Genomic DNA, 26,265 nt, shown 5'->3' with positions numbered 1-26,265 from the left:
ATGGACTATATTGACTACTTTGTTGAAACTGCTTTCGAATTTGAAATAAACAATATGAATGAATTGAAGGAAACGCATCCAGAATTGTTTCCTTATAATTTGCACATTTCAAATACACCGAAGACCAGACTAAGCAATGGTTCCTATTTACTATATTTACGGGTCGGAAAGTTTCCAGAACAGGATGGAGACCTACAGGAACTCTTCAAGGAGACATGTGCTAGGGCAGGATTCAAAATTGTTGCTCGTTCTTTCGAAGAACTTTGGCAGACCTACGGTCTTAAAGGTGATTATTTTCAAGTTGACGTAGTCGCTTACGATGGAGAAGGGCAGACCTATAAGACGCGCAAGCCGCTTGCAGCACTCCGTGATGGGGAGGCCCCAATTGATGGCATTGTGCGCCCTCCAAGTGTCTTTATGGGGGGGCCATCGTTTGAGTACAAGCTGGGGATTTTAGACTTTTGTATCCCTTATGTGACACATCTCACTCATCTCAAAACAATGGTCGAACACGACAATGAGCTTACCCTAGAGCAAAAGAGAGACATTGGTGGCTATCTTGGAGCAATCGATGCGATATTGACTCAATCTGCGCCAGACAAAATGGCTTTGGACAACTTGGCGAACCTCGCTCTTAAATATCTGAAAGAGTTAGGGAAAAGAGTCGGGAGCAAATTTTTGATCGACGAGATTATAAATTGGCTTGATCTTCTTATCTCCTTTTTCTGATAGAAGAGAAATTAGCGTGGAATTCACTGCTCCAACCAGTCAGTCGCCAACTTGTACCTTTTTTGCATTTCGTTCTATGCTGGCAGTGACGGGAGCATTGGTCGGCAGCATTCAAAGGCAGGTTAGGGCTCTTTACCGCCTTCCGCTGCAATCCGAATGAAAGTCCGGTATGGGCCGGTCGCGTCGTACCGACAGGATAGGTGGACAGTCGAAACTCTCTGAACGATCAGGGGCCCGGCAGAAAACCATACTCTCTCAATCCTCTATCCAAGGCACTGCCGCACACGAGAATCCTCGCGTGCAACAGCGCCCTCTCACACCAAGAGAACGATGACCCTTCACACGCCAACTGGCGGCAAGGCCCTCCAGTGCAACGTCAATCCTCACGGCCGTCTTCGCCCCCCCGTTTCCGCTCAAAGGACATCCATACAAACTCGCCGGTCTTCTTGTTTCTATAGATCGCCACCCGGTCGCGCCTGAGTTTTCGAAACGGCATGTTCTCACGCTGCAACTCGGTGGGGGAAATCTCCCCTCGCTCCAGCCGCTCCTCGTCGCGTTGACGTGCCCGCGCTTTCTGCCGTTGCCGTTCCGCAAAGTTGAAGTATCGTGGCTTGTTGTCGTCTGTCATTTCTCTATCCCTTCACCATCAGGAAGGCCGCCGTTGAGATCAATGGAGCACCGGGCGATGTATCGCTTGGTCTACGGCATCCAGCACGCGCACTACCGAACGCAGGCTGACGAGCTGTGGCTTGTCAATCGCCGCGACCACCTCGTGTACCGCAGAAATTGCATCGTCTGGCAAGCCACGGCGTGCGCCCTCTCTCGTCGCAAACCCTTTCAGATCCTCTGCGGACAGGGCCGACAGATGTATGGGAGGACAGCGGCTTAGAAACGGGGCGGGCAGACCATTCAGGGAGTTTGCAGTCATCACCCACGCGATCCAAGACATGTCGAAGGACACCCGATAATAGGGACACGACCATTTCGCGGCAGTGAAACGTTCAAGGAAGGGTAGCATGCCCTCGCTCAGAGAAAATCTCTGTCCCCTATTCGACTCCACGATACCGGCTTTCTCGATCTCGTCGACCACCACGACCGGGTTCGCGATGCCACTGGCCATGATGCCCTCCAGCGGCTTCCCTGGACCTGCGGATCCCCAGCCTCTCTGACTGCCAGTGACGGAGAACGCTGCAGGTTCACCTGTGGCCTCAATGACCGTCGTAGGCACAAGTAACTTGTCACCGAGCAACCGCGCCCAAAAGCTTTTTCCGATCCCCGGCGGCCCGACCAGAAGCAACGGCCTCAGCCGAGGTGCCGGATCGCCATTGCGCACCGACGCGCGCATGTCCTTCCAAACGCGCTCGGTCGCTTCCGCCATCCAGGGCATTTCGGTGTGGAGGGCGCTCGCGATCTCATCAGCGCGGTGTTCTGTTTCCACCGCCTTCAACTCGGCGCCCTTTCTGAACACCTCCAGCCGCTTCCGATCTCCCTTATCCAGATGCCCCATGCCGGACGCGCGAGCAATGGCATTCAAATAGGCTTCAGCCCGCTGCCTGATCTTTATTCTGTCCGAATCTTCGATCATGAAGTCTTCCCGCGCTGCGCCTTTCTTCAGGCGTAACTGATGAAGGTGCCGCTTCAGACGACTCTCGATATCGAAAGAGGATGGCAAATTGCTGGGTGGGAAGGTCACATCGATAAACTGGATTCGTGGCATTGGGTGTCCTCTCTGAGCCGGCGCGCCATTCGATTGGCGACCAGTATTCGACAGCCCGGGGCTGCCAGGGTTTCAGTCAGAGGATCCGGATCCACGAGAACGTTATGAGAACATAGCGCTTCCCAGGTCAACGGCACCAAGGCACGCCGCTGGCCCACACCAAAGTCAGTAGGAGCAAACGGCCAAAACGGAATTAAGCCATTGAAATAAAAAGAAAACATCGGCAACCTAGGTTGCCGATGGTCATTTGATCTGTGTCGGAATGGTCAAATTTCTTGGAAAATGGCCATTTTATGCCGGGTCTCACACACACGCCGATTTTAGACCCTCACCCGCATTTCGAATGACCGCAGGACGCGCAGGTCATGCAGCCTTCGACCATGCGCATGTCGTATTGGCCGCAGGACGGACAGGCCTTGCCGCGCGGGCGTTCGCCCACCGCTACGACTTCGGCTTTTGGATCGGTTTTAAGGCCCATGCCTTCGCCTGCGATAAAGCCGGTTTCGATCAGATGGGTTTCGATCACGCCGCCGATGGCCGCCAGAATGGAGGGGATGTATTTGCCCTTCATCCACGCGCCGCCACGCGGATCGAACACGGCTTTGAGTTCCTCGACCACGAAAGACACATCGCCACCGCGCCGGAACACCGCCGAAATCATCCGGGTCAGCGCCACGGTCCAGGCGAAATGCTCCATGTTTTTCGAGTTGATGAAAATCTCAAAGGGACGACGATGCCCGCCGACAACGATGTCGTTGATGGTGATGTAGAGTGCGTGCTCGCTGTCGGGCCATTTGACCTTATAGGTGTTGCCCTCAAGCTGTTGCGGACGATCCAGCGGCTCCGACAGATAGACGACTTCGGCGCCGATCTCCTGCTCCGGCGCTTTCTCGGAGGTCTCGGAAACGGACAGAACAGACCCTGTCACATCGTTCGGGCGATAGGTCGTGCAACCTTTGCAGCCGCTGTCCCAGGCCTCCATATAGACCTCTTTGAAGTCCTCAAAGGCGATGTCTTCCGGGCAGTTGATCGTCTTGGAGATCGAGCTGTCGACCCATTTCTGCGCCGCCGCCTGCATGCGAACGTGATCCAGCGGCGCAAGCGTCTGCGCGTTGACGAAATACTCGGGCAGCTCGGCGTCGCCGAATTTGTCGCGGAAGAGTTTGACCGCGTAATCGACCACCTCTTCTTCGGTGCGCGAGCCGTCTTTTTGCAGCACCTTGCGGGTGTAGGCATAGGCGAACACCGGCTCGATCCCCGAGGACACATTGCCCGCGTAGAGGGAAATCGTGCCGGTCGGCGCGATGGAGGTCAAAAGCGCATTTCGAATGCCATTTTGACGAATGGCGTCTTTGACGTCCTGATCCATATGCTCAAGTGACCCAGAGGCCAGATATTTCTCGGCCTCGAACAGCGGGAAAGCGCCCTTTTCCTTCGCCAACTCGGCAGAGGCCAAATAAGAGGCGCGTGCGATCATCTTGAGCCATTTCTCACAGGTCGCGGCGGCCTCCTCAGACCCGTAGCGCTGACCGATCATAAGGAGCGCGTCGGCCAAACCGGTGACGCCAAGCCCGATGCGGCGTTTCGCCTGGGCTTCCTGCGCCTGCTGCTCCAACGGAAACCGCGAGGCATCGACCACATTGTCCATCATCCGCACGGCGGTCGCGACCAGATCGGAGAGCGCCGCCTCGTCCATCTCAGCGCCCGTCTCAAAGGGCGATTTGACCAGACGCGCAAGGTTGATCGAGCCCAAGAGGCAAGCGCCATAGGGCGGCAGAGGCTGCTCACCACAGGGGTTGGTCGCCGCGATGGTTTCGACATAGGACAGGTTGTTCATCTTGTTGATCCGGTCGATGAAAATCACCCCGGGCTCAGCATAGTCATAGGTGCCCTTCATGATCTTGTTCCAAAGATCACGCGCCTCGACGGTGTGATAGACCTTGCCGCCGAACTTCAATTCCCAAGGACCGTCGGCCTTCACCGCTTCCATGAAGTCGTCAGTCACCAGCACCGAGAGGTTGAACATCCGCAGACGTGCTGCGTCCTGTTTCGCCTCGATGAAACGCTCGATGTCCGGGTGATCGCAACGCATGGTCGCCATCATCGCACCGCGCCGCGAGCCCGCCGACATGATCGTCCGGCACATCGCGTCCCAAACATCCATGAAGGACAAAGGCCCGGAGGCATCCGCAGCCACGCCCATCACGTCCGCACCTTTCGGGCGAATGGTGGAGAAATCATACCCGATGCCGCCGCCTTGCTGCATGGTGAGCGCGGCCTCTTTGAGCATGTCGAAAATGCCCGCCATGCTGTCCGGGATCGTACCCATCACGAAACAGTTGAACAGCGTCACCGCGCGGCCCGTGCCAGCCCCCGCCAAAATCCGCCCCGCCGGCAGGAATTTGAAATCCTCCAACGCGTGGTAGAATTTCTCTTCCCACGCCGCACTGTCTTTTTCCACCGAGGCCAAAGACCGCGCCACGCGCCGCCAACTGTCCTCGACAGACAGATCCATTGCCGTGCCATCGGCCTCTTTCAGGCGGTATTTCATATCCCAAATCTGTTCGGCGATGGGGGCGGCAAAGCGGGTCATGGCAGTCTTTTCCGGTCTTGATGAGTCATAGAGAGGCGCAGGGTTTAATCCCATGAGGGCAAAGGCGCAACCGCGCTGAGAGCATGGCTTGTCGAATCAATCTTCCGACCTATGATCTATACCACACTTAGGGCGATCTGATCGCTGACCACATAATCTCGCTGATGGCTGACCATATAAATCTCGTCAAACTCTGCGTGGGCATCGACACGTTCGAAGAGCTCAACGCCTATATCGAAGCCACCCCGGGCGCGAGCCGCGGGCATGTGACTCGCATGTGGCCGAAGCAGGAAGAGAAACTGCTGAACGGCGGCTCGCTCTATTGGGTGATCAAAGGCGTGATTCAGGCGCGTCAGACCATTTTCGGGCTGCATGAGGTGATCGGCCACGACGGCGTGCGCCGCTGTCGGATCGAACTGGCGAAACCGCTGATCCGCACCCAAAACGCCCAACGCCGCCCGTTTCAGGGCTGGCGCTACCTCAAACCCGAAGACGCCCCCGCCGATCTGCCGCAGGGCCGTAAAAGCGAACCTGAGCTGCCTGCGGAATTGGCACAGACCTTGGCCGAGATCGGGATTGTTTGAGTATTTCCGGCAACAAAGGAAACAGTCCCTCACGCCCCGATCAAGCGCGCCTTTAAACCTGTCGGGAAAAGCGCGGGGCCGGTTTCCGTATCAAGCTGCTCGAGCGCATACCACCGCGCCACACATTCGGCGCCATTGTCCTCGGCAAAGTGAATCTCATTCTGACCGTCATAGGCGCCATTCGGAAGGCTGACGTCATAGAGGAACAGCACTTCGTGGCCGATCATGCCTTCGTGGGTGTAAAAGTTTTCCATCACCTGAGGGGCCGCGTTCACCGTGATCTCGACGCCCAGTTCTTCCTGAAACTCGCGCACAATCGCCGCCTCAGCGGTTTCGCCAAATTCCACAGAGCCACCCAAAGGCCGCACCCCTTTGAGGCGACCGGAATCGTCATACACCTCAGCCGCCAACAGTCGCCCTTCACGCCAGGCAAGACCAAGCGCTTTGACACGAATGCTTTGCGCGGGCCGCCAGATGGTCAATCCCCCAGACCCAACATATCCTTAAGCGTCACCAGCGTCGCGCGGGTGTCATCCGTCCAATGCGCCATGCGGGATTTGAACAGGGTGGCTTGCGAACAATGCACCGGGTCGCCGCTCAGGATTTTAAGGTGGTTGGCACGCAGGGTCTCGCCCGTTGAAGTGATGTCGGCGATGGCCTCGGCGGTGAGGTTTTTCACCGTGCCTTCGGTCGCGCCCTGGCTGTCGACGAGCTGATAATCCGCCACGCCGTTCTGTTTCAGGAACTCGCGGATCAAGTGGTGATATTTCGTCGCGATGCGCAGGCGGAAGCCGTGGCGCGCGCGGAACGCGGCGGCGGCGGCGTCGAGATCGTCCAACGTGTCGACATCGACCCAGGCCTTCGGCACGGCGATGATCAGGTCCGCATGACCAAAGCCCATCGGCGCCATTTCGATCACCTTGCTGTCCCAGCTCGCGAGTTTGTCGCGCACCAGATCGGAGCCGGTGACGCCCATATGGATGCGTCCGGCGGCCAATTCGCGCGGGATTTCAGAGGCCGACAGCAAGACAAGCTCAACGCCCTCAATGCCCTCGACCGCACCGGAATACTCCCGCTCGCTCCCGGCCCGCGACAGGGTCACGCCGCGCTCGGAAAACCACTCAAATGTCTTTTCCATCAACCGGCCCTTGGAGGGCACGCCCAGTTTGACCACCATCATGCGCCTCCTTTCAGGCTCAGAAGCACATTCGGACGGATCACCCCGCCCACGGCCGGGATCGACCGCCCCTGCCCCAAGACCGCCGTGAGCGCATCATAGCGCCCGCCGGTCGCCACGGGGGGCAGGTCCGGACGGCCCTCGGCGTAAAAGCCGAAGACAAAGCCGTCGTAATATTCCATCGAGGTGCGGCCGTAAGAGGCTTCGAAATCGAGATTATCCACATCGACGCCACGCTTCGCCAAAGCCTCGGTCCTGCGGCTCAAAAGGCTCACGGCCTCGGAAATCGCAGGCAGGTCCACGGTGATATCGCGCAGCTGTGACAGCACATGCGGCAGGGTTTCCTTGAGCGACAGGATGTCGTCCAAAAGCTCGATCTCGCCTGCGGAGATCGGCGGCTCGCTCGCGTCTTCTTCGAGCGCCTCGATCCGCATGTCGATCTCCGTCTGGGTGCGCAGACCGATAAAGGGCGCCTCCGGTTGAGCCAGATTGGCACGCACGCGCTCAAGGTTTTGCAGGCGGAGCGTGGTGCCGGATTCGGAAAACCGCGTCATCAGCGCGCGGAACCGGCGCGGACGCCAGATGTGGCGCAGCAAAGCGGCCCGACGGCGTTCGGTGGTTTTCAGCCCTGCAACAGCGGCTTTCAGAATGCCGATATCGCCGGTCGCGGCGTGCAGGCCACTGTCGGACAACACATTGGCAAAATGCGCGAAAACCTCTGCATCGGCCGCCGCCGGATCGGAGCCGTCGAAGACCTCATAGCCGACCTGAACATATTCATTGGCGCGCGTGGGCATGTCTTCTTGCTTACGAAACACTTCGCCCGCGTAGGTGTAGCGCGCGGGTTCGGCGCCGTTCGACATATGCTCTTGCACCACGGGCACGGTGAAGTCCGGGCGCAGCATCATTTCGCCGCGCTCGGGGTCTTGGGTCATATAGGCGCGGGCGCGGATGTCCTCGCCGTAGAGGTCCAAAAGCACCTCGGCAGGCAGGAGAATGTCCATCTCGACGGGCAGCGCGCCCTCCGCCTCGAAGAAGGCTTTGAGGCGCGCGGCCTCGGCCTTGATGGCGGCTTTGGTGATCTCGGGGCGGGGCATCAGGAATAGCTCTCGATGATCTCGCGCACTTTCGCGACCATGTCCGTGCGCGGTACTTCGTATTGGTTCGGGCGGTCTTTCCACTCTTCGACGGAGGCGCTCTCGGCCAGTTTGGTGCCAAGGATCAGGTCCTTGATCTGCACCACGCCGCGCTCGGCCTCGTCGCCGCCTTGGATGATCGCCACGGGGCTCATCCGTTTGTCGGCATATTTGAGCTGGTTGCCGAAGTTCTTCGGATTGCCGAGATAAACTTCTGCGCGGATGCCGGCCTGACGCAACTCGGAAACCATCGTCATATACTCATTCATGCGGTCGCGATCCATCACGGTCACAACGACAGGGCCTTGGGCTTTGGAGCCGATGCGGCCTGTCGCACGGAGCGCGGCCAAGAGACGGTCGACCCCGATAGAGGCGCCCGTCGCAGGCACGGCCTGCCCGGTGAAGCGTTTGACCAAATCGTCATAGCGCCCGCCGCCCGCGACGGACCCGAACTCGCGCACGCGGCCTTTCTCGTCGGTGACCTCAAAGGTCAGCTCGGCCTCATAGACCGGCCCGGTGTAATAGCCGAGGCCGCGCACCACAGCAGGGTCGATGACGATCCGGTCGGGACCGTAGCCTTGGCTTTCGAGCAGGGTTGCGATCTCGCGCAGTTCAGCAACGCCGTCTTGGCCGGTTTTGGCCTCGCCGACGAGTTCGGCCAGACGATCCAGAGTGGTGGCATTGCTGTCTTGGCGACCGTTGACAAAGCCGAGGATCAGGTCGACTTGCTCTTTCGCAAGACCTGCGCCTTTGGTGAAATCACCGCTTTCGTCCTTGCGCCCCTCGGTGAGCAAAGCCATGACGCCCGCATCACCAAATTTGTCATGCTTGTCGATGGTCCGAAGGACAATCCCACGCGTGGCGGCGAACTCTTCGGTGTCCGGCAGACCCGCGCTTTCCAGCACGCCATCCAAGACCTTGCGGTTGTTCACCCGCACGATGTAATCGCCACGCGGAATGCCAACTTTCTCAAGGCAATCCGACAGCATCGCACAGATTTCCGCATCGGCAGCCACCGAGGGCGCACCCACGGTGTCGGCGTCACATTGGTAGAACTGGCGGAACCGGCCGGGGCCCGGCTTTTCGTTGCGCCAGACCGGCCCCATCGCAAAGCGGCGGTAGGGCGACGGCAGGTCCTGACGATATTGCGCGGCCACACGGGCCAGAGGCGCGGTCATGTCATAGCGCAGAGCGACCCAATCGGAATCGTCCTCTTGCCAAGCAAAGACACCCTCGTTCGGGCGATCTACGTCGGGCAGGAATTTGCCCAGCGCCTCGACGGTTTCCACCGCAGAGGTCTCAAGCGCCTCGAACCCATAATGGTGATAGACTTCAGCGATCTGATCGAGCATCTGTTTGCGCTCGCTCACCTCGGTGCCGAAGTAATCACGAAAGCCCTTCGGCGTCACTGCCTTGGGGCGCGGGGTTTTCTTGGGCTTGGCCATGGCCGGTCCTTTTGCTCACTGTCGCGGGCGGCATATCGCACGGGCGGCTCAGGGGCAAGGCGCGACGCCGGTGGACGGCGTGAAATCCGTATGACATAGGCTTAGAAACATGCCCACATCGCGAGAGAGGACCCGCCATGTCAGACGAGACCCGCATCACCGCTTTGGAAGAACAGATCGCCTATCTCACCAAGACCGTCGAGGAACTGTCCGACATTGTGGCGCAGCAGGAAGGCATTCTGGAGAAAGCCGAGCGGCGTCTTGGGATGTTGATGGAGGCCGAAGCCCTGCGCCAGTCGGAGAGCGATGGCACTGTGCCTCTGGCCGATCAACGCCCGCCACACTACTGATTTAGCGCATTTCCTCGCTCATCACCTGACCGTCATGGAGCAACAGCTCCAGCCAGTCCTCCTCTGCCCCGAAATAAGGGTAGACGGAGACGAAAGCGACCTGACGTTCCAGCGCGTCGAGACTGTCTGCCGGGCAATATTCGCCACGCCCGACACCACAGCTTTGGCGTTTGATCCGTTCATAGGTCTTGTCGGCCTGCGACCAGTCACGTTCGGAATGATCCGAATAGCGCAAAACCTCATGCAGCCCCGCCGCGCCGAACATCGTCAAAGCCGCCGTCACCTGACGGGCGCAGCCGTCGGCAAAGCCCGTGATGTACTGGCTGCGCGGCTCGGTGCTTGAGGGATCGCTGTCGTAGAGCTGCCAGATGGGGCGGCCCTCACGCGGGAATTGATCGACCTTTTCGCCCATGGCGCGGGGTCTGATGTCGCAATTGAGACCGACTTCGCCAAAGGCCAAAACCTCGCCGGGCTCAACGGTCGAGACCGGGTTCTCTGCGGTCGCGGATTTCAGGAAACCGAACAAAGGCTTGTGGGGTTTGGGCGGGGTTGGAGCCACGCTCTCGGGCGCCACGCCATGGGTCTCGGGACGCGCATCAAAGCCGTCCTCGACCGGCAAAGCCACCTCTTCGAGAGGCGCGGCATCGTGTTTGGGTTTCAGGAAAGCAAACATGCCGCCAAGCCCCGCACGGCGCACCTCGGTGGTTTCAGCGAGGATTTGGTCAGACTCCGCAACCACTTCACCCGTTTGTGGGTCCAATGGGGCCTCGACGAGGTCCACATCCGCGCGCTCGCCGCCTTCCAACGCGCCCTCCAAGGCCTCGACCTCTTCCTCTGAGGCGAGCATGTCAGACGGCTCAAGCGTCTCGCCTTCGATCATCGCATCGACAGGCACCTCGGCCTCGACCGGCGGCGCGAGAAACGCGGGCGTTTTCATCTGACAGGCGGACAGCCCAATTGCACAAGTCACCAACAAAAGCGCGCGCATCACATGTCCTCGACCATGATCACGCCGTTGAAGGATTTGATCGCGCCCTTCACCTCTGGGGTGATGACAAAGGGTTGCGGCACGTCGATGTCGACCTCATTGGGGTAATCCGGCGCCATGATGCAGAACGAGATCGCGCCTTTCGGCGGTTGCTTTGCCTCTTGCGTCACGCGGGTCAGCAATTCGCCGACCTGAATGACCGCGCTGGTGTCCTCGCAGTAAATCTTGAGCCCCGCGCCCCCCGCATCGGCGACAATCGTGTCCATCGGCGCGACCGAGCGGATCATCGGGTCGAACTGGCCGTCGTTGAACCGGCCTTCGAGCGTCATCACCAGCTTGTCGTGTTTCTCGAAAATCTCGTAGGACGGCTCGTATTCGCCCTTTTTCGGGAACATCGCGATGCCCGCCAGTTGCCCGGTGCTGTCCGAAATGTTCATGCGGAAATAGCGCGTGCCCTTGCCGGATTTCATCGGTCGGAACCCGGACACCAAGACGCCCACTTTCATGATCGCGCCGCCTTCGGCTTCGGCCTTGGCCTGAACCTCGGCAATTGTGCCGATTTTCTTGCGTTTCAAGGCACTTGCATAGTCGTCGAGCGGGTGGCCGGAGAGGTAAAACCCGATGGCTTTGTGCTCTTCCATCAACCGCTCGGACGCCACCCAATCGCCCACGGGCGACAGCCGCGGTTCGGGCAGGTCCTCACCCGCATCGCCAAAAAGCGACACTTGGTTCGAGGCCTTTTGCTCATGGATCGCGGCGGAATATTGCACCAGCTGCTCAAGACTGTCGAAGACCCGACGGCGGTTGCTGTCGAGCAGGTCGAAGGCCCCCGCACGGGCCAACATTTCCAGCGGACGTTTGCCGACCTTTTTCAAATCCACACGCCGGGCGAAATCATAGAGCGTCACAAAAGGCTTGCCGCCTTCTTCGCGGGCGCGCACGATCAATTGCATCGCCTCGGAGCCGACGTTTTTCAGCGCGCCCAGCGCATAGACCAGTTTCTGATCCACCACATCGAACGACGCCAGCGAGCGGTTCACACAGGGCGGCACGATCTCGATCTCAAGCCCGCGTTTCACCTCTTCGGCATAGATCGCCAGCTTATCCGTGAGGTGAATATCGCAGTTCATGACACCCGCCATGAACTCTACCGGGTGGTTCGCCTTGAGCCAGCCGGTTTGATAGGACACCACAGCATAGGCCGCCGCGTGGGATTTGTTAAAGCCGTAGTTGGCGAATTTCTCCAGAAGGTCGAAAACCTCGGAGGCCTTCTTTTTCGGGACACCGTTCTTCGCCGCGCCCTCTTCGAATTTCGGGCGTTCGGCGTCCATCGCCTCTTTGATCTTTTTCCCCATCGCGCGGCGCAAAAGGTCAGCACCGCCAAGCGAATAGCCCGCCATGACCTGCGCGATCTGCATCACCTGTTCCTGATACACGATGATGCCCTGCGTTTCGGCGAGGATGTGGTCGATGGTCGGATGGACGGATTCCAATTCCTTGCGCCCGTGTTTCACGTCGCAATAGGTCGGGATATTTTCCATCGGCCCCGGACGATAAAGCGCCACAAGCGCCACGATGTCCTCGATACAGGTCGGCTTCATCTGCCTGAGCGCCTGCATCATGCCCGAGCTCTCGACCTGGAACACCGCGACGGTTTTCGCGTCCGAATAGAGCCTGTAGGTCGCCGCATCATCGAGCGGGATAAGGTTGATCTGGTTCTCCCCGCCCTCTGGCGGCTCATAGAGTTCCGTCCCATCGGCGGCGACATGCAGAGGCCGTCCGGATTTGAAGATCAAATCCATCGCGGATTGAATGACCGTCAGCGTTTTCAGACCCAAAAAGTCGAATTTCACCAGACCGGCCTGCTCGACCCATTTCATGTTGAACTGGGTGGCGGGCATGTCGGAGCGCGGGTCTTGATACAAAGGCACCAGCTCGTCGGTCGGACGGTCCGCGATCACCACACCGGCGGCGTGGGTGGAGGCGTTGCGCAAAAGCCCCTCGACCTGTTGGCCATAGGTCAACAGCCGGTCCACGACCTCTTCGTTACGGGCCTCTTCGCGCAGTTTCGGCTCATCTTCGAGCGCCTGTTTGATCGACACGGGCTTGACGCCCTCGACCGGGATCAATTTCGACAGACGATCCACCTGCCCGTAAGGCATCTGGAGCACCCGCCCGATGTCACGTACAGCGGCCTTGGAGAGAAGCGCACCGAAGGTGATGATCTGCCCCACCTTGTCGCGGCCGTATTTCTCCTGCACGTAACGGATGGTTTCCTCGCGCCGGTCCATGCAAAAGTCGATATCGAAGTCGGGCATCGACACACGTTCCGGGTTCAAAAACCGTTCGAACAGCAAAGAATAACGCAGCGGGTCCAAGTCGGTGATCGTCAGCACGTAAGCCACGAGGGAACCAGCCCCCGACCCCCGACCCGGCCCGACGGGGATGTTGTTGTCCTTGGACCACTTGATAAAGTCGGCCACGATCAGGAAATAGCCCGGGAACCCCATCTGTTCGATGATGCCCAGCTCGAATTTGAGCCGCTCTTCGTACTCTTCGCGCGGCACCGCCGCCTCGATCACGGCGAGGCGCTTGTCCAGACCTTCCCAAGCCTGTTTGCGCAGTTCCTCGACCTCGTCATCGGCAAATTTCGGCAGGATCGGGTCGCGTTTATAGGCTTTGAACGCACAGCGTTTCGCGATTTCGACGGTGTTCTCAAGAGCTTCAGGCAGGTCCGCGAACAGAGCCGCCATCTCGGCGGGAGATTTGAAATAATGCTGCGTGGTCAAACGCCTACGCGGCTCGGCCTGATCGACGTAGGCGCCCTCGGCGATACAGATCAGCGCATCATGCGCCTCATACATATCGCTTTTCGGGAAATAGACGTCATTCGTCGCGACCAATGGCAGACCCAAATCGTAGGCCCATTCGACAAAGGGCCGCTCGGTCAGGCGCTCGGCCTCCGTGGGGCCGCCGTCTTCGCCCGGGTGGCGTTGTAATTCGACGTAAAGCCGGTTCGGATAGATCGCTTTCAGACGTTCCAACAGGGCGCGCGCCTGTGGCTCGTGGTTCTCGCGGATCATCCGCCCCACCGGCCCGTCCGAACCGCCCGTCAGACAGATCAGCCCACCGGAATAGCGTTCCAATTCCTCGATGGTGACCTGCGGAATGCCCTCGTGTTTGTCCACATAGAGACAAGAGTTGAGCTTCATCAGATGCTCATAGCCCGTCTCGTTTTGCGCCAAGAGCACCACGGGTGCGGGCGATTTCTGGCGCTCGCCGGGGGCGGCCTCGTGATAGGCGACATCGACCTGACAGCCGATGATCGGCTGCACGCCGGCGCCCTTGGCATATTCGGAAAATTCCAGCGCACAGAACAGGTTATTGGTGTCCGTGACGGCGACGGCGGGCATGTTCATATCCGTCACCATGCCACTCAATTTCTTGAGACGCATCGCGCCCTCAAGCAGCGAATATTCGGTGTGGACACGGAGGTGGATGAAGGTCGGAGTGCTCATTTCCGGCCCAAGCTAACGCATGGCATTGAGGCTCGCCAAGAGCAAAACGTGTCTTTTCCACAGCTCGTTTCGACATGGGCAGCCCTTCGCTTGCCCGCATGAATTTTGATCAAAAGTACAAAGCTTGTGCGAAGTGGCGCGAGAATCCCTTGCAAAATGCGCCTCAGAGCGGTTTTCTTAACCGGAAATCACCCGCGCTTTCCGCCGCATCGGGCGCGTGTTTTGAACAAGAAAGCGGCTGGTCTGACGTATGGAGATCACTTTTCGGCTAAACGGCGACCTTGTCACGGCAAGCGACGCACCGACCCGGACCCTTCTCGATTATCTGCGCGACACCCGCGGCCTCACCGGCACGAAAGAAGGGTGTAACGAGGGCGATTGCGGCGCCTGCACCGTGATGGTGGAGGACGAAAGCGGCAAGAAACCCTTGAATGCCTGCATCCTGTTTTTGCCGCAGCTTCACGGCAAATCGGTCACCACGGTCGAGGGTCTGTCGAAAGGCGACACGCTGCACCCGGTGCAAAGCGCGATGATCGAAGAGCACGGCAGCCAATGCGGTTTTTGCACGCCCGGCATCGTCATGTCGCTGGCCACGGCACATGCGCGCGGCGAGACCGATCACGAGGATATTCTGGCCGGCAATCTCTGTCGCTGCACTGGCTATGCGCCCATCCTGCGCGCCGCGAAAAAGGCCGAGACCGCGCCCATTCCCGAAGAGTTGGAGCACATCCCCTTCCCCGCGCCCGCCATTGTCGAACGTCCTGAGAGCGCAGACGAATTGGCGGCGATCTACGCGCTGCGCCCTGACGCGACGCTGATCGCGGGGGCCACGGATGTGGGGCTTTGGGTCACCAAACAGATGCGCGATCTGGGTGAGGTGATTTTCCTGAACGGGGTCGAGGATCTCAGGGGCATCACCGAAACAGATGAGGCGTTTGAAATCCGCGCGATGACCCCGATTGCCGATCTGATCGCGCTGTTCAAACCCTATTCGCCTTCGCTTTCCGAGATGTACCGCCGCTTTGCCTCCACCCAGGTGCGCGCCGCCGCGACGCTTGGCGGCAACATCGCCAACGGCTCTCCGATTGGCGACAGCCCGCCACCGCTGATTGCAGCAGACGCCACTCTGACGCTGCGCAAGGGTGAGGACCGGCGGACCATCGCGCTTGAGGATTTCTTCATCGCCTACGGCAAACAGGACCGTGCGCAATCCGAGTTCGTCGAGAGCATCACGGTGCCCAAAAGCGGTCTTACGGACCTCAAGGTCTACAAGCTCTCGAAACGTTTCGATCAGGATATTTCCGCCGTCTGCGGGGCCTTCAACATCACGGTCAGGGACTGCAAAATCAATGTGGCGCGCATCGCCTTTGGCGGCATGGCCGGAACGCCTGCACGGGCGAAAACGGTTGAGGCCGCGCTGATCGGCCAGCCGTGGAGTATGGAAACCATTGAGGCCGCCCTACCCGCATTTGCCACGGATTACACGCCGATGAGCGACATGCGCGCCTCCGCCGCCTACCGCCTCACCGCCGCGCAAAACATGCTCAAACGCTATTTTGCCGAAAGCCAAGGCCTCACCACCTCGGTTCTTGATGTGAAGGAGGGCGCATAATGTCTGTTGGCTCTCCTCTTCCGCATGACGCGGCCAAACTCCATGTGACGGGTCAGGCCCGCTATATCGACGACATCCCCCTGCCCGCCGGTGCGCTGCATCTGGCCTTTGGCCTCTCGACCGTGGCGCATGGTGAGATCACCGCGATGGACCTCTCCGCCGTGCGCGCCGCCCCCGGCGTGGTGCGTGTCTACACCGCCGAGGATTTCGGCGATCACGTGCCGGATTGTTCGCCCTCTCTGGGAGATGAGCCGCTTTTGACCTCCGGTGAAGTGCAATTCATCGGCCAGCCGATTTTCCTCGTCGTCGCCACCTCGCATCAGGCCGCGCGCAAGGCCGCCAAACTGGGCCAAATAGACTATAAGGACCTCCCCGCGCTCTTGGATTACGACAGTGCTATGGAGGCGGGTAGCCGGTTCGAAGACGGTCCCCGCATCTATGGATGTGGCGACGCCGCGGCAGCCATCGCCGAGGCGCCACGTAAGATCGAAGGCACCATCGAGATCGGCGGACAGGAACATTTCTACCTCGAAGGTCAGGCCGCCGCCGCCGTGCCGCAAGAGGGCGGCGATATGTTGGTGCATTCTTCAACCCAACACCCCTCTGAAATTCAGCACAAGGTGGCGCATGCGCTTCATGTGCCGATGCACGCCGTGCGTGTCGAAACCCGGCGCATGGGCGGCGGCTTTGGCGGCAAGGAGTCCCAAGGCAACTGGTTGGCCATCGCCTGTGCCATCGCGGCGCGTGACACCGGCAAGCCCTGCAAAATGCGTTACGACCGCGACGACGATATGGTGATCACCGGCAAGCGCCACGATTTCCGCATCTCCTATACCTGCGGCTTTGACGACGAGGGCCGCATCCTCGGCATTGATTTCCTGCAAATCACCCGTGGCGGCTGGTCGATGGACCTGACGCTGCCGGTGGCCGACCGGGCGATGCTCCACGCCGACAACGCCTATTTCCTGCCGAACGCGCGGATCGAGAGTCATCGCCTTAAGATGAACACCCAGTCCAACACCGCCTATCGCGGCTTTGGCGGGCCGCAGGGTGTCTTGGGCATCGAACGCGTGGTCGATCACATCGCGCATACGCTGGGCAAAGATCCTATCGAGGTGCGCAGGCTCAACTATTACGACGAGATGGTCACGCCCACGGCGGGCGATGGTGTACCGGAGGATCATGTGCTGTCGCTTGAGGGCGAACCGACCTCCGAAGGCAGTGTCGAACATCTCGATGACCATCCCCAACATGCGGGCGGGCAAGTCACGCCGCGTGGCAAGCTGACGCCCTATGGGCAAGAGGTGGAGGACTTCATCCTTCACGGCATGACAGAGGAACTTTTGAAGACCTCCGACTATGCCGCACGCAAATCGGCCATTCAAAAATGGAACGCTGAGAACCCGATCATCAAAAAGGGATTGGGTGTTTCTCCGGTCAAATTCGGCATCTCCTTCACGCTCACCCACCTCAATCAGGCGGGCGCGCTGGTCCATATCTACAACGACGGCTCGATCCATCTGAACCACGGCGGCACGGAAATGGGACAAGGCCTGTTCCAAAAGGTCGCGCAAGTCGCCGCCACGGAATTCGGCGTCTCTTTGGACAAGGTCAAGATCACCGCGACCGACACCGCCAAAGTCCCCAACACCTCCGCCACCGCCGCCTCTTCGGGCACCGATCTGAACGGCATGGCTGTGAAAAACGCCTGCGACCGCATCCGCACCCGGCTTGAAGTCTTTATCCTCGACCGGTTCGGGGAAAGCGATGTCACATGGGCCAAGGGCAAGGTACATTTCGGCGTCCATGAGATGGAGTTCGACGAACTCATCAGCCTTGCCTATATGAACCGCGTGTCGCTGTCCGCGACCGGGTTTTACAAGACGCCAAAGATCGAATGGGACCGGATCAAAGGCCAAGGTCGCCCGTTCTTCTACTTCGCCCACGGCATCGCGATCACCGAAGTCGCGCTCGACACGCTGACCGGGGAAAACCGCATCCTGCGCGCGGATATTCTGCATGACGCAGGCGCCTCGCTGAACCCCGCAATCGACAAGGGCCAGATCGAAGGCGGCTATGTGCAGGGCGCCGGTTGGCTGACCACCGAGGAGTTGGTTTGGGACAACAAAGGCGTGCTCAAGACCCACGCGCCCTCGACCTATAAAATCCCCGCCTGCTCCGACGCGCCCGATGTGTTCAACGTCGATCTGTGGGACGGTCGCAACCGCGAAGAGACGATCTATCGTTCCAAGGCGGTGGGCGAGCCGCCGTTCATGTTGGGGATTTCCGCCTTCCTCGCGCTCTCGGACGCCTGCGCCGCTTGCGGCCCGAATTACCCGGCCCTCAATGCCCCCGCGACGCCCGAGGAATGCCTCAAAGCCATCGCGAGGGCAAAAGCGTGAGCTTTGATCGTGACGCTCTGAGCACGGCACTTGCCAAACACCACCGCGTCGCCCGCGTGGTCGTGGCAGAGGCGCAGGGATCGACCCCACGCGACGTCGGCGCCTCCATGTTGGTGTGGCAAACGCCGCAGGGTTTCGGTCAGTCTGGGACCATTGGCGGCGGCACTTTGGAATATGAGGCGGCAAAACACGCGTTTTGCGCCCCACGTCTGCAACGCCTGCCACTTGGCCCCGCGATGGGGCAATGCTGCGGCGGGGCGGTGACGCTTTTGACGGAAGTGTTCGAAAATCTGCTGGCCGTCCCGGAGGATGTTTTCGCACGCGGCCCCGGCGACATGCCATTTTCCCTGAAAAAGGCCCTCGCAAAAGCGCGTGCACAGGGCGTTCTCAAACCACAGCTTCACGGCGACTGGATGATCGAACCCATCACTCGTGCCACGCGGCCGCTTTGGATCTGGGGCGCGGGGCATGTCGGGCGGGCCATCGTCGCAACACTCGCGCCGCTGCCCGATCTGGCAATCACATGGATCGACACCGATGCCAAACGCTTCCCCGATGTGATCCCCGAGGGCGTCACGCAACTGGTTGCAGCACAACCCGAAGCGCTCATGTCCTATGCGCCGCCCGAGGCCGAGCACCTGATCCTGACCTATTCCCATGCGCTCGATCTGGAGCTGTGCCACCGGGCCCTCACTCACGGGTTTGCCTTCGCCGGTCTGATCGGATCGCACACAAAATGGGCGCGTTTTCGCAGCCGCCTGCGTGACCTCGGCCACACGGACGCCCAAATCGCACGCATTTGCTGTCCAATTGGGCAACCTGACCTAGGGAAACACCCCCAAGCCATTGCGGTTGGGGTCGCGGCCCAAGTAATCTCTGGGCGAGAGATCACAGAATCTTACGGGGAACGGACAGGGTGACGGAGCTTTTGAAAGTCGTGGGGCTGACCCGCGAATATCCCGGCGTGCGCGCCAATGACGATGTCAGTTTTTCCATCGGCACCGGCGAGGTCCATGCGCTTTTGGGCGAAAACGGGGCCGGAAAATCGACCCTCGTGAAGATGATTTACGGGCTGGAAAAGCCCGACGCGGGGTTCATGAAACTGCGCGGCAGCTCCTATGTGCCGCAAAACCCGCAGGCCGCGCGCGCCGCGGGTGTCGCCATGGTGTTTCAGCATTTCTCTCTCTTTGAGGCGCTGAACGTGGCTGAAAACGTCGCACTCGGTATGGAAAACCCGCCGAAAATGCGCGAACTCGCGGCCTCGATCCGTGAGGTCTCGGAAAACTACGGACTGCCCTTGGACCCCGACCGGATTGTTGGCGATCTCTCTGCTGGCGAGCGGCAACGCGTCGAGATCATCCGCTGTTTGCTCCAAGATCCGAAGCTTTTGATCATGGATGAACCGACCTCGGTTTTGACGCCGCAAGAGGTCGAGATCCTTTTCAAAACCCTGCGCAAATTGCAATCCGAGGGCACCTCGATCCTCTACATCTCGCATAAACTCGAAGAAATTCGTGCACTTTGTGACGGGGCCACGATCCTGCGGCTCGGCAAAGTGGTGGGCGATTGCGACCCCAAAGTTACCACGGCGCGTGCCATGGCGGAGATGATGGTCGGGCAGACGCTGCATGTCCCGACGCGCGAAGGCGGTGAGACGGGCGAGGTGTTGCTGGAGGTCAAAGGTCTCGACTTCGCGCCTGCAAATCCCTTTGGCACAAAGCTCAAGAACGTCTCTCTGACGCTGCGGGCGGGCGAGGTTCTAGGCATTGGCGGGGTGGCGGGCAACGGCCAGGACGAATTGCTGTCGGTGCTGTCGGGCGAGGCCCGCACCGGCAAGGGCGCCGTCATGTTTGACGGTCAGGATGTGAGCCATCTGGGCCCCAACGCGCGGCGCAAGATCGGCATTTTGGCCGCCCCAGAAGAACGCCTTGGCCACGCAGCGGCCCCCAACATGAGCCTAACGGAAAACGCGGCCCTGACCGCAACGATCCGCAAAAAGCTCAGCAAAAACAATTTCCTGAACTGGAAAAAGACCGAAGATTTTGCCCGAGAAATTATCAAAGCCTTTGACGTACGCACCCCCGGCCCCGGCTCGGCAGCGCGGTCTTTGTCCGGCGGCAATTTGCAGAAATTCGTCATCGGGCGCGAAGTGCTTCAAGACCCGAAGATTTTGGTGGTGAACCAGCCAACCTGGGGCGTCGATGCCTCTGCGGCGGCCGACATCCGGCAGGCTTTGCTCGATCTCGCTGCCCGCGGCGCGGGCCTCGTGGTGATCTCGCAGGACTTGGACGAGTTGATGGAAATCTCCGACCATTTCGCGGCTCTGAACGAGGGCACATTGACCGCCCCGCGCCCTGCCAAAGGACTCACGGTCGACGAGATCGGCCTGATGATGGGCGGCGCACATGATATGGAGGTGGCGGAGCTGTGATCACTTTCGTCAAACGCCCCGAACCCTCTAGAATCTGGACCATCGCCACGCCGATCTTGGCGGTCGTATTGACCATGCTCCTTGGTGGATTGTTGTTTGCCGCCATGGGCAAGGACCCGGTCGCGGCCATTCGCACGATCTTTTGGGATCCGCTTTTTAACGAACAATTTGCAGGTTACTCGCGCCCCCAATTGCTGGTCAAAGCCGCGCCGCTGATCCTGATCGCCATCGGGCTCTCGCTGGGGTTCAAAGCCGGGATTTGGAACATCGGCGCAGAAGGCCAATACATCATCGGCGCCCTCACTGGTGCCTCCGTGGGGCTGGCGCTTTACCCGCTGGACGCCTGGTGGATTTTCCCGCTGATGGTGATTGCGGGCGCCTTGGGCGGCTTTCTCTGGGCGATGATCCCGGCGCTGTTGAAGACCAAATTCAACACCAATGAAATCCTCGTCTCCCTGATGCTGGTCTATGTGGCGGAGCAAATTCTGGCCTCCGCTGCGCTTGGATTTTTGCGCAACCCGGAGGGCAACGGCTTTCCCGGCTCGCGCAATCTGAGCCAGATCCCGGCCATGTCGAACCCGGAGCTGATCACGGGCACAGGCGCGCATTGGGGCGTGGTCGCGGCCTTTGCCTCTGTCGTGGCGGCCTATGTGTTGATCAACAAACATATGCTGGGCTTTCAAATCCGGCTGACAGGCGAAAGCCCCCGCGCGGCGCGGTTTGCGGGTGTCAAAGACAAGCTTTTGGTTGTGTTCTGTCTCGGCGCGGCGGGTGCACTCGCAGGATTGGCTGGCCTTTTCGAAGTCACAGGTCCCGCCGGTCAAATCTCCATCGACTTTGGTGCAGGCTACGGCTTTACCGCCATCATCGTCGCCTTTCTCGGGCGTCTGAACCCGATCGGCATCCTGCTGGCCGGATTGCTCCTCGCGCTTACCTTCATCGGCGGCGAGTTGGCGCAGTTCATGCTGGGCCTGCCTTCGGCGGCAATTCAGGTGTTCCAAGGCATGTTGTTGATGATCCTTCTGGCCATGGACATCCTCGTGAACTACCGCGTGATGCTCGTCAAAAAGGAGGCCTCCTGATGCCCTCCTCTCGCGTCTGGTTTACTCTGGCCGTGTTCGGCACCGTGATCCCATGGGCGTTTTTCGGCGGCTGGTTCGCGCAAAAAGGCCTCTCGCCCCTGTCCTTTATCGCCGATCTGTTCGTCAATGGTGCCGCCGCAGGGTTCTCCGTCGATGTGCTGATCTCCATCGCGGTGTTCTGGCTCTGGTCCTTCTTTGATGCGAAACGCGAAGGGGTGACGCGCTGGTGGTTGGTCGTGCCTGCGAGCTTCACAGTGGGGCTGTCATTGGCCCTGCCGCTTTATCTTGGCCTGCGTGAAAAGGAGAGCGCGTAATGGACTTTGGTGGCATCAATCCCGTCATCCTTTTGGCCTCTCTCATGGTCGCCTCGACCCCGATCCTTTTGGCCGCTCTGGGGGAAATGGTGACGGAGAAATCCGGCGTGTTGAACCTCGGCGTCGAGGGCATGATGATCTTTGGCGCGGTCTGCGGCTTTATTGCCGCGGTCGAAACCGGCTCTCCGACATTGGGTTTTGTCGCGGCCGCTTTGGGCGGCATGGCTTTGTCGATGCTCTTCGCGATTCTGACGCAGATTTTCCTCACCACACAGGTGCCTGCCGGTCTCGCGCTCACGCTCATGGGACTGGGGCTGGCCTCTCTTTTGGGGCAGAATTACGTCGGCATCAAACCACCCTCTCTGCCGGATTTGCATGTGCCTTTATTGCAGGACATTCCGATCCTCGGCCCAATTCTGTTTCAGCATGACGCGGTTGTGTATCTCAGCCTTCTCTCCGTTGTGGCGATCTGGGCCTTTCTCAAGTTTACCCGTGCGGGGCTTGTCCTGCGCGCCGTCGGTGAAAATCACGCTGCCGCGCATGCCTTGGGCTATAAAGTGAAACTGGTGCGCTTTGCTGCTATCGGGTTTGGCGGCGCCATGGCCGGGCTTGGCGGCGCTTACATCAGCCTCGTGCGCGTGCCACAATGGACCGATGGCATCACCGCAGGCATCGGCTGGATCGCTCTGGCCATCGTGGTCTTTGCAAGCTGGCGTGCGGGCCGTGTGCTGATCGGCGCATACCTCTTTGGCGGCATCACCGTGTTGCAGCTCAACCTTCAGGCGGCGGGCGCAAAAGTCCCCGTAGAGCTTTTGTCCATGTCGCCGTTCCTCGCAACCATTCTGGTGCTTGTCGTCATTTCCGCCCGACGTCATGGTGCCTCCAACGCCCCGGCGATGCTCGGGCGCATTTTTCACAGCTCGTGATGTCGCGAGCCTACTTCATCACACAATAGGGGAGATGATTTCCATGAAACGTAGAACGTTGCTGACCGCTGCCGCCGCAGCTTCCGCCCTTACGCTGAGCTTGGCTACGCCGAGCTTTGCGCAAGACAAGACCAAGGTCGGCTTTATCTATGTCGGTCCCGTCGGTGACGGTGGTTGGACCTATGAGCACAACCAGGGCCGTCTGGCGGTCGAAGAACATTTCGGCGATGCGGTCGAGACCATCTATCAGGAAAACGTGCCGGAAGGCGCCGACGCCGAACGTGCGATCACCCAGATGGCACTGTCGGGCGCAGACCTGATTTTCACCACCTCGTTTGGCTATATGGACCCGACCATCAACGTCGCCGCCAAATTCCCGGATGTGAAATTCGAACACGCCACCGGCTATAAAACCGCCGACAACGTGGGCGTCTATTCTGCGCGTTTCTACGAAGGCCGCGCTGTTCAGGGCACCATGGCGGGCATGATGACCAAGTCGAACAAGGTCGGCTACATCGGGTCCTTCCCGATCCCCGAAGTGATCCGCGGCATCAACTCCGCTTACCTGCACGCCAAGAAAGTGAACCCGGATGTCGAATTCTCCGTGGTCTGGGCCTACACATGGTTCGACCCGGCGAAAGAAGCCGACGCAGCACAGGCCCTGATCGACCAAGGCGCCGATGTGATCCTTCAGCACACCGACTCCACCGCACCGCAGGCCGCAGCCCAAAAGGCCGGCAATGTGATCACCTTTGGTCAGGCCTCTGACATGGGTGAATACGCGCCGCTGCCGCGCGTCTCCTCGATCATCGACAACTGGGCGCCCTATTACATCGAACGCGTTCAGGCCGTCATGGATGGCACCTGGGAAAGCGACAACACCTGGGACGGCATCGGCGCAGGCATGGTGGGCATTGGCGAGATCACCGACGCTGTGCCGGAAGACGTGAAAGCCGCCGCGGTCGAGGTCATGAACTCCATCGCTGACGGTTCCTATGCGCCCTTTACCGGCCCGATCAACAAACAGGACGGCTCCGTGTGGTTGGCCGAGGGCGAGACCGCAGACGATGGTACGCTTGCAGGCATGAACTTCTACGTCGAAGGTCTGACCGGCGAGATCCCGCAGTAATCCCTGCGCGACATTTGACTTTGGAAAGGCCCGCCACGCGGGCCTTTTTCATATGCGTTTGCGAACAAAGATATTTTCACATCAGAATATGTTTTGACCCGGATCAAAGCTGCGCCATGCTGCCTGTGCGAAACACTGCCCACGAAGAACCGCGAACAAGGAGTCTCACATGTCTTGGGCCGAAAAGAACGACAGCATGCGCACGGCGCTGCGTGCCCTGAACAAAGCCAACCCGAACATCCCCGAAGGCTTCGGCGCCCTGTCGAAAGCCGCGCTTGCAGGCGATGAGTTGGACCATAAGACCAAGGAATTGCTGGCGCTGGCCATGGCCATTTCCGTGCGCTGCGATCCCTGCGTCGGTTTTCACGTCGAGGCGCTGATGAAATACGGCGGCACGCGTGAGGAATTGCTCGAAATGCTGGCGATGAACATCCAGATGGGTGGTGGCCCGGTGTTGATGTATGCCGCCAAAGCCTTGGAATGCTGGGACGAATTGGCCGCTTTGAAAGAAGCTGTCTAAGGACGAAAAACCTGAATTCACGAAAAGGACGGCCCCGTTTGGGACCGTCCTTTTCCGAAGTAAGCGATCTACATCCTTACCTCAAATTGGGTGGTGCACTCATTTGCGCACGACAGAACAGACCTTGCCGCCGTCTTTCTTGGTCTTGCAGTCCATATGCAGCGTCTCTTCCTTCTCGCCGACGAACCAGGCGATCAGCCGATTGACATAAAACTTGACCTTTTCGCTCATCGTGGCCTCAGCAGGAAGCCCCTGATCCTCGGCTTCCACGGCAACGGCCTCGGCGCCCTCCTGCAGCTCCTCGGTCCCATCGACATGCTCGATCTCGAAACTCCGCGCTTCCGAGCCGTTCTTCGGCGCGGCGACACGTTCGGTCGTCAGCTTGGGCAGGTCGTCCTCGCCCTCGGAACGCATGTAATAGGAAGAACCCTGAAAACTATCGACCAAAGCGGCCTGAACGCCCGACTGCGTTCTTGAAATTTCTGCATAGACCAGAATGGAGATCACCATCCCCACCACGGCCCCGACAATGCTGAGCGTCTTTCCAAAGGTGCCCATAGGAATAAATCCCCCGATTTAAAGCTTACCGTCGCCAGATTCTCAACAAATCGTGTCAAGAATGGGGAAATGAAACGAACATTCCGTGGAAAAAGGTTAAAGCCACAGATCAGATATACGGAACGTCACATGTCGAGCGCTTGCCGCCCCGCTCCGCAGTTTGTAGTCTCCGCCCGACTATAGGCTTCGGGAGGGCTGACGTTGAAAATCTGTCGCACGAAACAGGACATCCGCGAGGCTGTCAAAGGCTTTCAGGCCGCGGGCGAAACCGTCGCTCTGGTGCCCACCATGGGCTATCTGCACGAGGGTCACATGACCTTGGTGCGCGCGGCCAAGGCCAATGCCGACCGGGTCATCGCCTCGATCTTTGTCAATCCGACGCAATTCGGCGAGGCCGCCGATCTCGACGCCTACCCGCGTGACGAGCCCCGCGATTTTGCCATGCTCGAGGCCGAGGGGGTCGATGCCGTCTTCTGCCCCGCTGTCGAGGACATGTATCATCCGTTGAAACAGACCACCGTGCTCACCGAGGATTTGGACAAGGTGCTGATGGGCGCGCTCAGGCCCGGCCATTTCAAAGGCGTCTGCACCGTGGTGACGAAACTGTTCAACATCACCGGCGCCGACAAAGCGTTTTTCGGCGAGAAAGATTACCAGCAGCTTCAGGTCATCAAGACCATGGTCCGCGATCTGGATATGCCGATCGAGATCACCGGCGTGCCGACCGTGCGCGAGGTGGACGGGCTGGCGATGTCGTCGCGCAACGTGCGCCTGACGCCAGAGGATCGCCAAGCCGCGCTGATCCTCAACAAGGCGCTGGCCTATGCCGATTACGAAGTCTCCGACGGGCGCTCCGGACCCGATCTGGAACAGGAGATCCGCGACTTCATCGCCCGCGAGCCGCGTGCCAAATTGGAAAGCGTCGATGTGCGCGATGCCGAAACGCTGGCCGAGGTGCCGGGCGCGATCACCCGCCCCGTGGTGATCCTTCTGGCCGCCCGCTTCGGCGATGTGCTACTGATCGACCAAAGGGTCGCGAACCCTGCGTGAGGAG

General features: G+C 59.6%; 23 protein-coding genes. 13 read left to right on the top strand and 10 right to left on the bottom strand.

Annotation, left to right across the window (positions count from 1 at the left end; all coding sequences use genetic code 11):
- On the top strand, positions 1–729 hold the full coding sequence (locus ACN0X0_RS16360; protein ID WP_417280018.1) for a hypothetical protein: 729 nt from the start codon (positions 1–3) through the stop codon (positions 727–729).
- Between the two features lie 376 nt (positions 730–1,105).
- Here ACN0X0_RS16360 and ACN0X0_RS16355 read toward each other — a convergent pair whose 3' ends face one another.
- The 3 genes from ACN0X0_RS16355 to ACN0X0_RS16345 all read right to left on the bottom strand — a co-directional run bounded on the left by ACN0X0_RS16355 (position 1,106) and on the right by ACN0X0_RS16345 (position 5,039).
- Positions 1,106–1,357 carry a hypothetical protein gene (locus ACN0X0_RS16355; RefSeq protein ID WP_417280017.1) on the bottom strand — a complete coding sequence of 84 codons (252 nt, stop codon included), beginning with the start codon at positions 1,355–1,357 and terminating at the stop codon, positions 1,106–1,108.
- A gap of 39 nt (positions 1,358–1,396) precedes the next feature.
- Complete coding sequence (locus ACN0X0_RS16350) at positions 1,397–2,446, bottom strand: AAA family ATPase (RefSeq protein WP_417280016.1); 1,050 nt, start codon at positions 2,444–2,446, stop codon at positions 1,397–1,399.
- 328 nt (positions 2,447–2,774) lie between these two features.
- Positions 2,775–5,039: an adenosylcobalamin-dependent ribonucleoside-diphosphate reductase gene (locus ACN0X0_RS16345; protein WP_417280015.1), complete on the bottom strand. Its 2,265-nt coding sequence runs from the start codon at positions 5,037–5,039 to the stop codon at positions 2,775–2,777.
- A gap of 164 nt (positions 5,040–5,203) precedes the next feature.
- Here ACN0X0_RS16345 and ACN0X0_RS16340 point away from each other — a divergent pair, with 164 nt between their 5' ends.
- Positions 5,204–5,623 (top strand): DUF1489 family protein, encoded by a 420-nt coding sequence (locus ACN0X0_RS16340; protein WP_417280014.1) that lies wholly within the window; start codon positions 5,204–5,206, stop codon positions 5,621–5,623.
- A 29-nt stretch (positions 5,624–5,652) separates the two neighbouring features.
- On the opposite strand, the gene ACN0X0_RS16335 is transcribed toward ACN0X0_RS16340, so the two are convergent.
- The 4 genes from ACN0X0_RS16335 to hisS are packed head-to-tail and all read right to left on the bottom strand — an operon-like array spanning position 5,653 to position 9,381.
- Positions 5,653–6,105 carry an NUDIX hydrolase gene (locus ACN0X0_RS16335; RefSeq protein WP_417280013.1) on the bottom strand — a complete coding sequence of 151 codons (453 nt, stop codon included), beginning with the start codon at positions 6,103–6,105 and terminating at the stop codon, positions 5,653–5,655.
- The gene (gene hisG / locus ACN0X0_RS16330; RefSeq protein WP_417280047.1) at positions 6,102–6,800 is read right to left on the bottom strand and encodes an ATP phosphoribosyltransferase; all 699 of its coding nucleotides are present in this window, start codon (positions 6,798–6,800) and stop codon (positions 6,102–6,104) included. The genes ACN0X0_RS16335 and hisG overlap by 4 nt, the downstream gene beginning before the upstream one ends.
- Positions 6,800–7,897 (bottom strand): ATP phosphoribosyltransferase regulatory subunit, encoded by a 1,098-nt coding sequence (locus ACN0X0_RS16325; RefSeq protein WP_417280012.1) that lies wholly within the window; start codon positions 7,895–7,897, stop codon positions 6,800–6,802. Before ACN0X0_RS16325 ends, hisG begins: the two co-directional genes overlap by 1 nt.
- Positions 7,897–9,381 (bottom strand): histidine--tRNA ligase, encoded by a 1,485-nt coding sequence (gene hisS / locus ACN0X0_RS16320; RefSeq protein WP_417280011.1) that lies wholly within the window; start codon positions 9,379–9,381, stop codon positions 7,897–7,899. The genes ACN0X0_RS16325 and hisS overlap by 1 nt, the downstream gene beginning before the upstream one ends.
- A gap of 137 nt (positions 9,382–9,518) precedes the next feature.
- On the opposite strand from hisS, the gene ACN0X0_RS16315 reads away from it, so the two are divergent.
- Complete coding sequence (locus tag ACN0X0_RS16315) at positions 9,519–9,731, top strand: SlyX family protein (RefSeq protein WP_417261825.1); 213 nt, start codon at positions 9,519–9,521, stop codon at positions 9,729–9,731.
- Between the two features lies 1 nt (position 9,732).
- On the opposite strand, the gene ACN0X0_RS16310 is transcribed toward ACN0X0_RS16315, so the two are convergent.
- Positions 9,733–10,719 (bottom strand): hypothetical protein, encoded by a 987-nt coding sequence (locus ACN0X0_RS16310; RefSeq protein ID WP_417280010.1) that lies wholly within the window; start codon positions 10,717–10,719, stop codon positions 9,733–9,735.
- Positions 10,719–14,237 (bottom strand): DNA polymerase III subunit alpha, encoded by a 3,519-nt coding sequence (gene dnaE, locus ACN0X0_RS16305; protein ID WP_417280009.1) that lies wholly within the window; start codon positions 14,235–14,237, stop codon positions 10,719–10,721. Before dnaE ends, ACN0X0_RS16310 begins: the two co-directional genes overlap by 1 nt.
- A 250-nt stretch (positions 14,238–14,487) precedes the next feature.
- Between dnaE and xdhA the strand changes: the two genes are divergently transcribed.
- The 9 genes from xdhA to ACN0X0_RS16260 all read left to right on the top strand — a co-directional run bounded on the left by xdhA (position 14,488) and on the right by ACN0X0_RS16260 (position 24,653).
- Entirely contained in the window at positions 14,488–15,849 is a 1,362-nt protein-coding gene (gene xdhA, locus ACN0X0_RS16300; RefSeq protein WP_417280008.1) for a xanthine dehydrogenase small subunit, read from the top strand.
- On the top strand, positions 15,849–18,251 hold the full coding sequence (xdhB, locus tag ACN0X0_RS16295; RefSeq protein WP_417280007.1) for a xanthine dehydrogenase molybdopterin binding subunit: 2,403 nt from the start codon (positions 15,849–15,851) through the stop codon (positions 18,249–18,251). Before xdhA ends, xdhB begins: the two co-directional genes overlap by 1 nt.
- A complete protein-coding gene (gene xdhC, locus ACN0X0_RS16290; RefSeq protein WP_417280006.1) occupies positions 18,248–19,171 on the top strand; it encodes a xanthine dehydrogenase accessory protein XdhC in 924 nt (307 codons plus the stop codon). Before xdhB ends, xdhC begins: the two co-directional genes overlap by 4 nt.
- A complete protein-coding gene (locus ACN0X0_RS16285) occupies positions 19,168–20,682 on the top strand; it encodes an ABC transporter ATP-binding protein (protein ID WP_417280005.1) in 1,515 nt (504 codons plus the stop codon). Before xdhC ends, ACN0X0_RS16285 begins: the two co-directional genes overlap by 4 nt.
- The gene (locus tag ACN0X0_RS16280; protein ID WP_417280004.1) at positions 20,679–21,764 is read left to right on the top strand and encodes an ABC transporter permease; all 1,086 of its coding nucleotides are present in this window, start codon (positions 20,679–20,681) and stop codon (positions 21,762–21,764) included. Before ACN0X0_RS16285 ends, ACN0X0_RS16280 begins: the two co-directional genes overlap by 4 nt.
- Positions 21,764–22,078 (top strand): DUF2834 domain-containing protein, encoded by a 315-nt coding sequence (locus ACN0X0_RS16275; RefSeq protein WP_417280003.1) that lies wholly within the window; start codon positions 21,764–21,766, stop codon positions 22,076–22,078. Before ACN0X0_RS16280 ends, ACN0X0_RS16275 begins: the two co-directional genes overlap by 1 nt.
- The gene (locus tag ACN0X0_RS16270) at positions 22,078–23,004 is read left to right on the top strand and encodes an ABC transporter permease (RefSeq protein WP_417280002.1); all 927 of its coding nucleotides are present in this window, start codon (positions 22,078–22,080) and stop codon (positions 23,002–23,004) included. Before ACN0X0_RS16275 ends, ACN0X0_RS16270 begins: the two co-directional genes overlap by 1 nt.
- 43 nt (positions 23,005–23,047) lie before the next feature.
- Complete coding sequence (locus ACN0X0_RS16265) at positions 23,048–24,133, top strand: BMP family ABC transporter substrate-binding protein (protein WP_417280001.1); 1,086 nt, start codon at positions 23,048–23,050, stop codon at positions 24,131–24,133.
- A gap of 169 nt (positions 24,134–24,302) precedes the next feature.
- Entirely contained in the window at positions 24,303–24,653 is a 351-nt protein-coding gene (locus ACN0X0_RS16260; RefSeq protein WP_417280000.1) for a carboxymuconolactone decarboxylase family protein, read from the top strand.
- A 99-nt stretch (positions 24,654–24,752) separates the two neighbouring features.
- On the opposite strand, the gene ACN0X0_RS16255 is transcribed toward ACN0X0_RS16260, so the two are convergent.
- Entirely contained in the window at positions 24,753–25,211 is a 459-nt protein-coding gene (locus ACN0X0_RS16255; RefSeq protein WP_417261837.1) for a hypothetical protein, read from the bottom strand.
- A 201-nt stretch (positions 25,212–25,412) separates the two neighbouring features.
- Between ACN0X0_RS16255 and panC the strand changes: the two genes are divergently transcribed.
- Positions 25,413–26,261, top strand: a complete 849-nt coding sequence (gene panC / locus ACN0X0_RS16250; RefSeq protein WP_417279999.1) for a pantoate--beta-alanine ligase — start codon at positions 25,413–25,415, stop codon at positions 26,259–26,261.
- Positions 26,262–26,265 lie beyond the last annotated feature (4 nt).

The organism is Celeribacter sp., assembly GCF_048270365.1.
GTDB lineage: Bacteria > Pseudomonadota > Alphaproteobacteria > Rhodobacterales > Rhodobacteraceae > Celeribacter.
The sequence above is the reverse complement of the archived record's forward strand: the minus strand, read 5'-3'. Positions and strand labels throughout refer to the sequence as shown.

Coding starts and splice junctions, on each gene's coding strand:
- ACN0X0_RS16360 (WP_417280018.1), top strand. CDS start 1: ATGGACTATATTGACTACTTTGTTGAAACTGCTTTCGAATTTGAAATA.
- ACN0X0_RS16355 (WP_417280017.1), bottom strand. CDS start 1,357: ATGACAGACGACAACAAGCCACGATACTTCAACTTTGCGGAACGGCAA.
- ACN0X0_RS16350 (WP_417280016.1), bottom strand. CDS start 2,446: ATGCCACGAATCCAGTTTATCGATGTGACCTTCCCACCCAGCAATTTG.
- ACN0X0_RS16345 (WP_417280015.1), bottom strand. CDS start 5,039: ATGACCCGCTTTGCCGCCCCCATCGCCGAACAGATTTGGGATATGAAA.
- ACN0X0_RS16340 (WP_417280014.1), top strand. CDS start 5,204: ATGGCTGACCATATAAATCTCGTCAAACTCTGCGTGGGCATCGACACG.
- hisG (WP_417280047.1), bottom strand. CDS start 6,800: ATGGTGGTCAAACTGGGCGTGCCCTCCAAGGGCCGGTTGATGGAAAAG.
- ACN0X0_RS16325 (WP_417280012.1), bottom strand. CDS start 7,897: ATGCCCCGCCCCGAGATCACCAAAGCCGCCATCAAGGCCGAGGCCGCG.
- hisS (WP_417280011.1), bottom strand. CDS start 9,381: ATGGCCAAGCCCAAGAAAACCCCGCGCCCCAAGGCAGTGACGCCGAAG.
- ACN0X0_RS16315 (WP_417261825.1), top strand. CDS start 9,519: ATGTCAGACGAGACCCGCATCACCGCTTTGGAAGAACAGATCGCCTAT.
- ACN0X0_RS16310 (WP_417280010.1), bottom strand. CDS start 10,719: ATGCGCGCGCTTTTGTTGGTGACTTGTGCAATTGGGCTGTCCGCCTGT.
- dnaE (WP_417280009.1), bottom strand. CDS start 14,237: ATGAGCACTCCGACCTTCATCCACCTCCGTGTCCACACCGAATATTCG.
- xdhA (WP_417280008.1), top strand. CDS start 14,488: ATGGAGATCACTTTTCGGCTAAACGGCGACCTTGTCACGGCAAGCGAC.
- xdhB (WP_417280007.1), top strand. CDS start 15,849: ATGTCTGTTGGCTCTCCTCTTCCGCATGACGCGGCCAAACTCCATGTG.
- ACN0X0_RS16275 (WP_417280003.1), top strand. CDS start 21,764: ATGCCCTCCTCTCGCGTCTGGTTTACTCTGGCCGTGTTCGGCACCGTG.
- ACN0X0_RS16270 (WP_417280002.1), top strand. CDS start 22,078: ATGGACTTTGGTGGCATCAATCCCGTCATCCTTTTGGCCTCTCTCATG.
- ACN0X0_RS16265 (WP_417280001.1), top strand. CDS start 23,048: ATGAAACGTAGAACGTTGCTGACCGCTGCCGCCGCAGCTTCCGCCCTT.
- ACN0X0_RS16260 (WP_417280000.1), top strand. CDS start 24,303: ATGTCTTGGGCCGAAAAGAACGACAGCATGCGCACGGCGCTGCGTGCC.
- ACN0X0_RS16255 (WP_417261837.1), bottom strand. CDS start 25,211: ATGGGCACCTTTGGAAAGACGCTCAGCATTGTCGGGGCCGTGGTGGGG.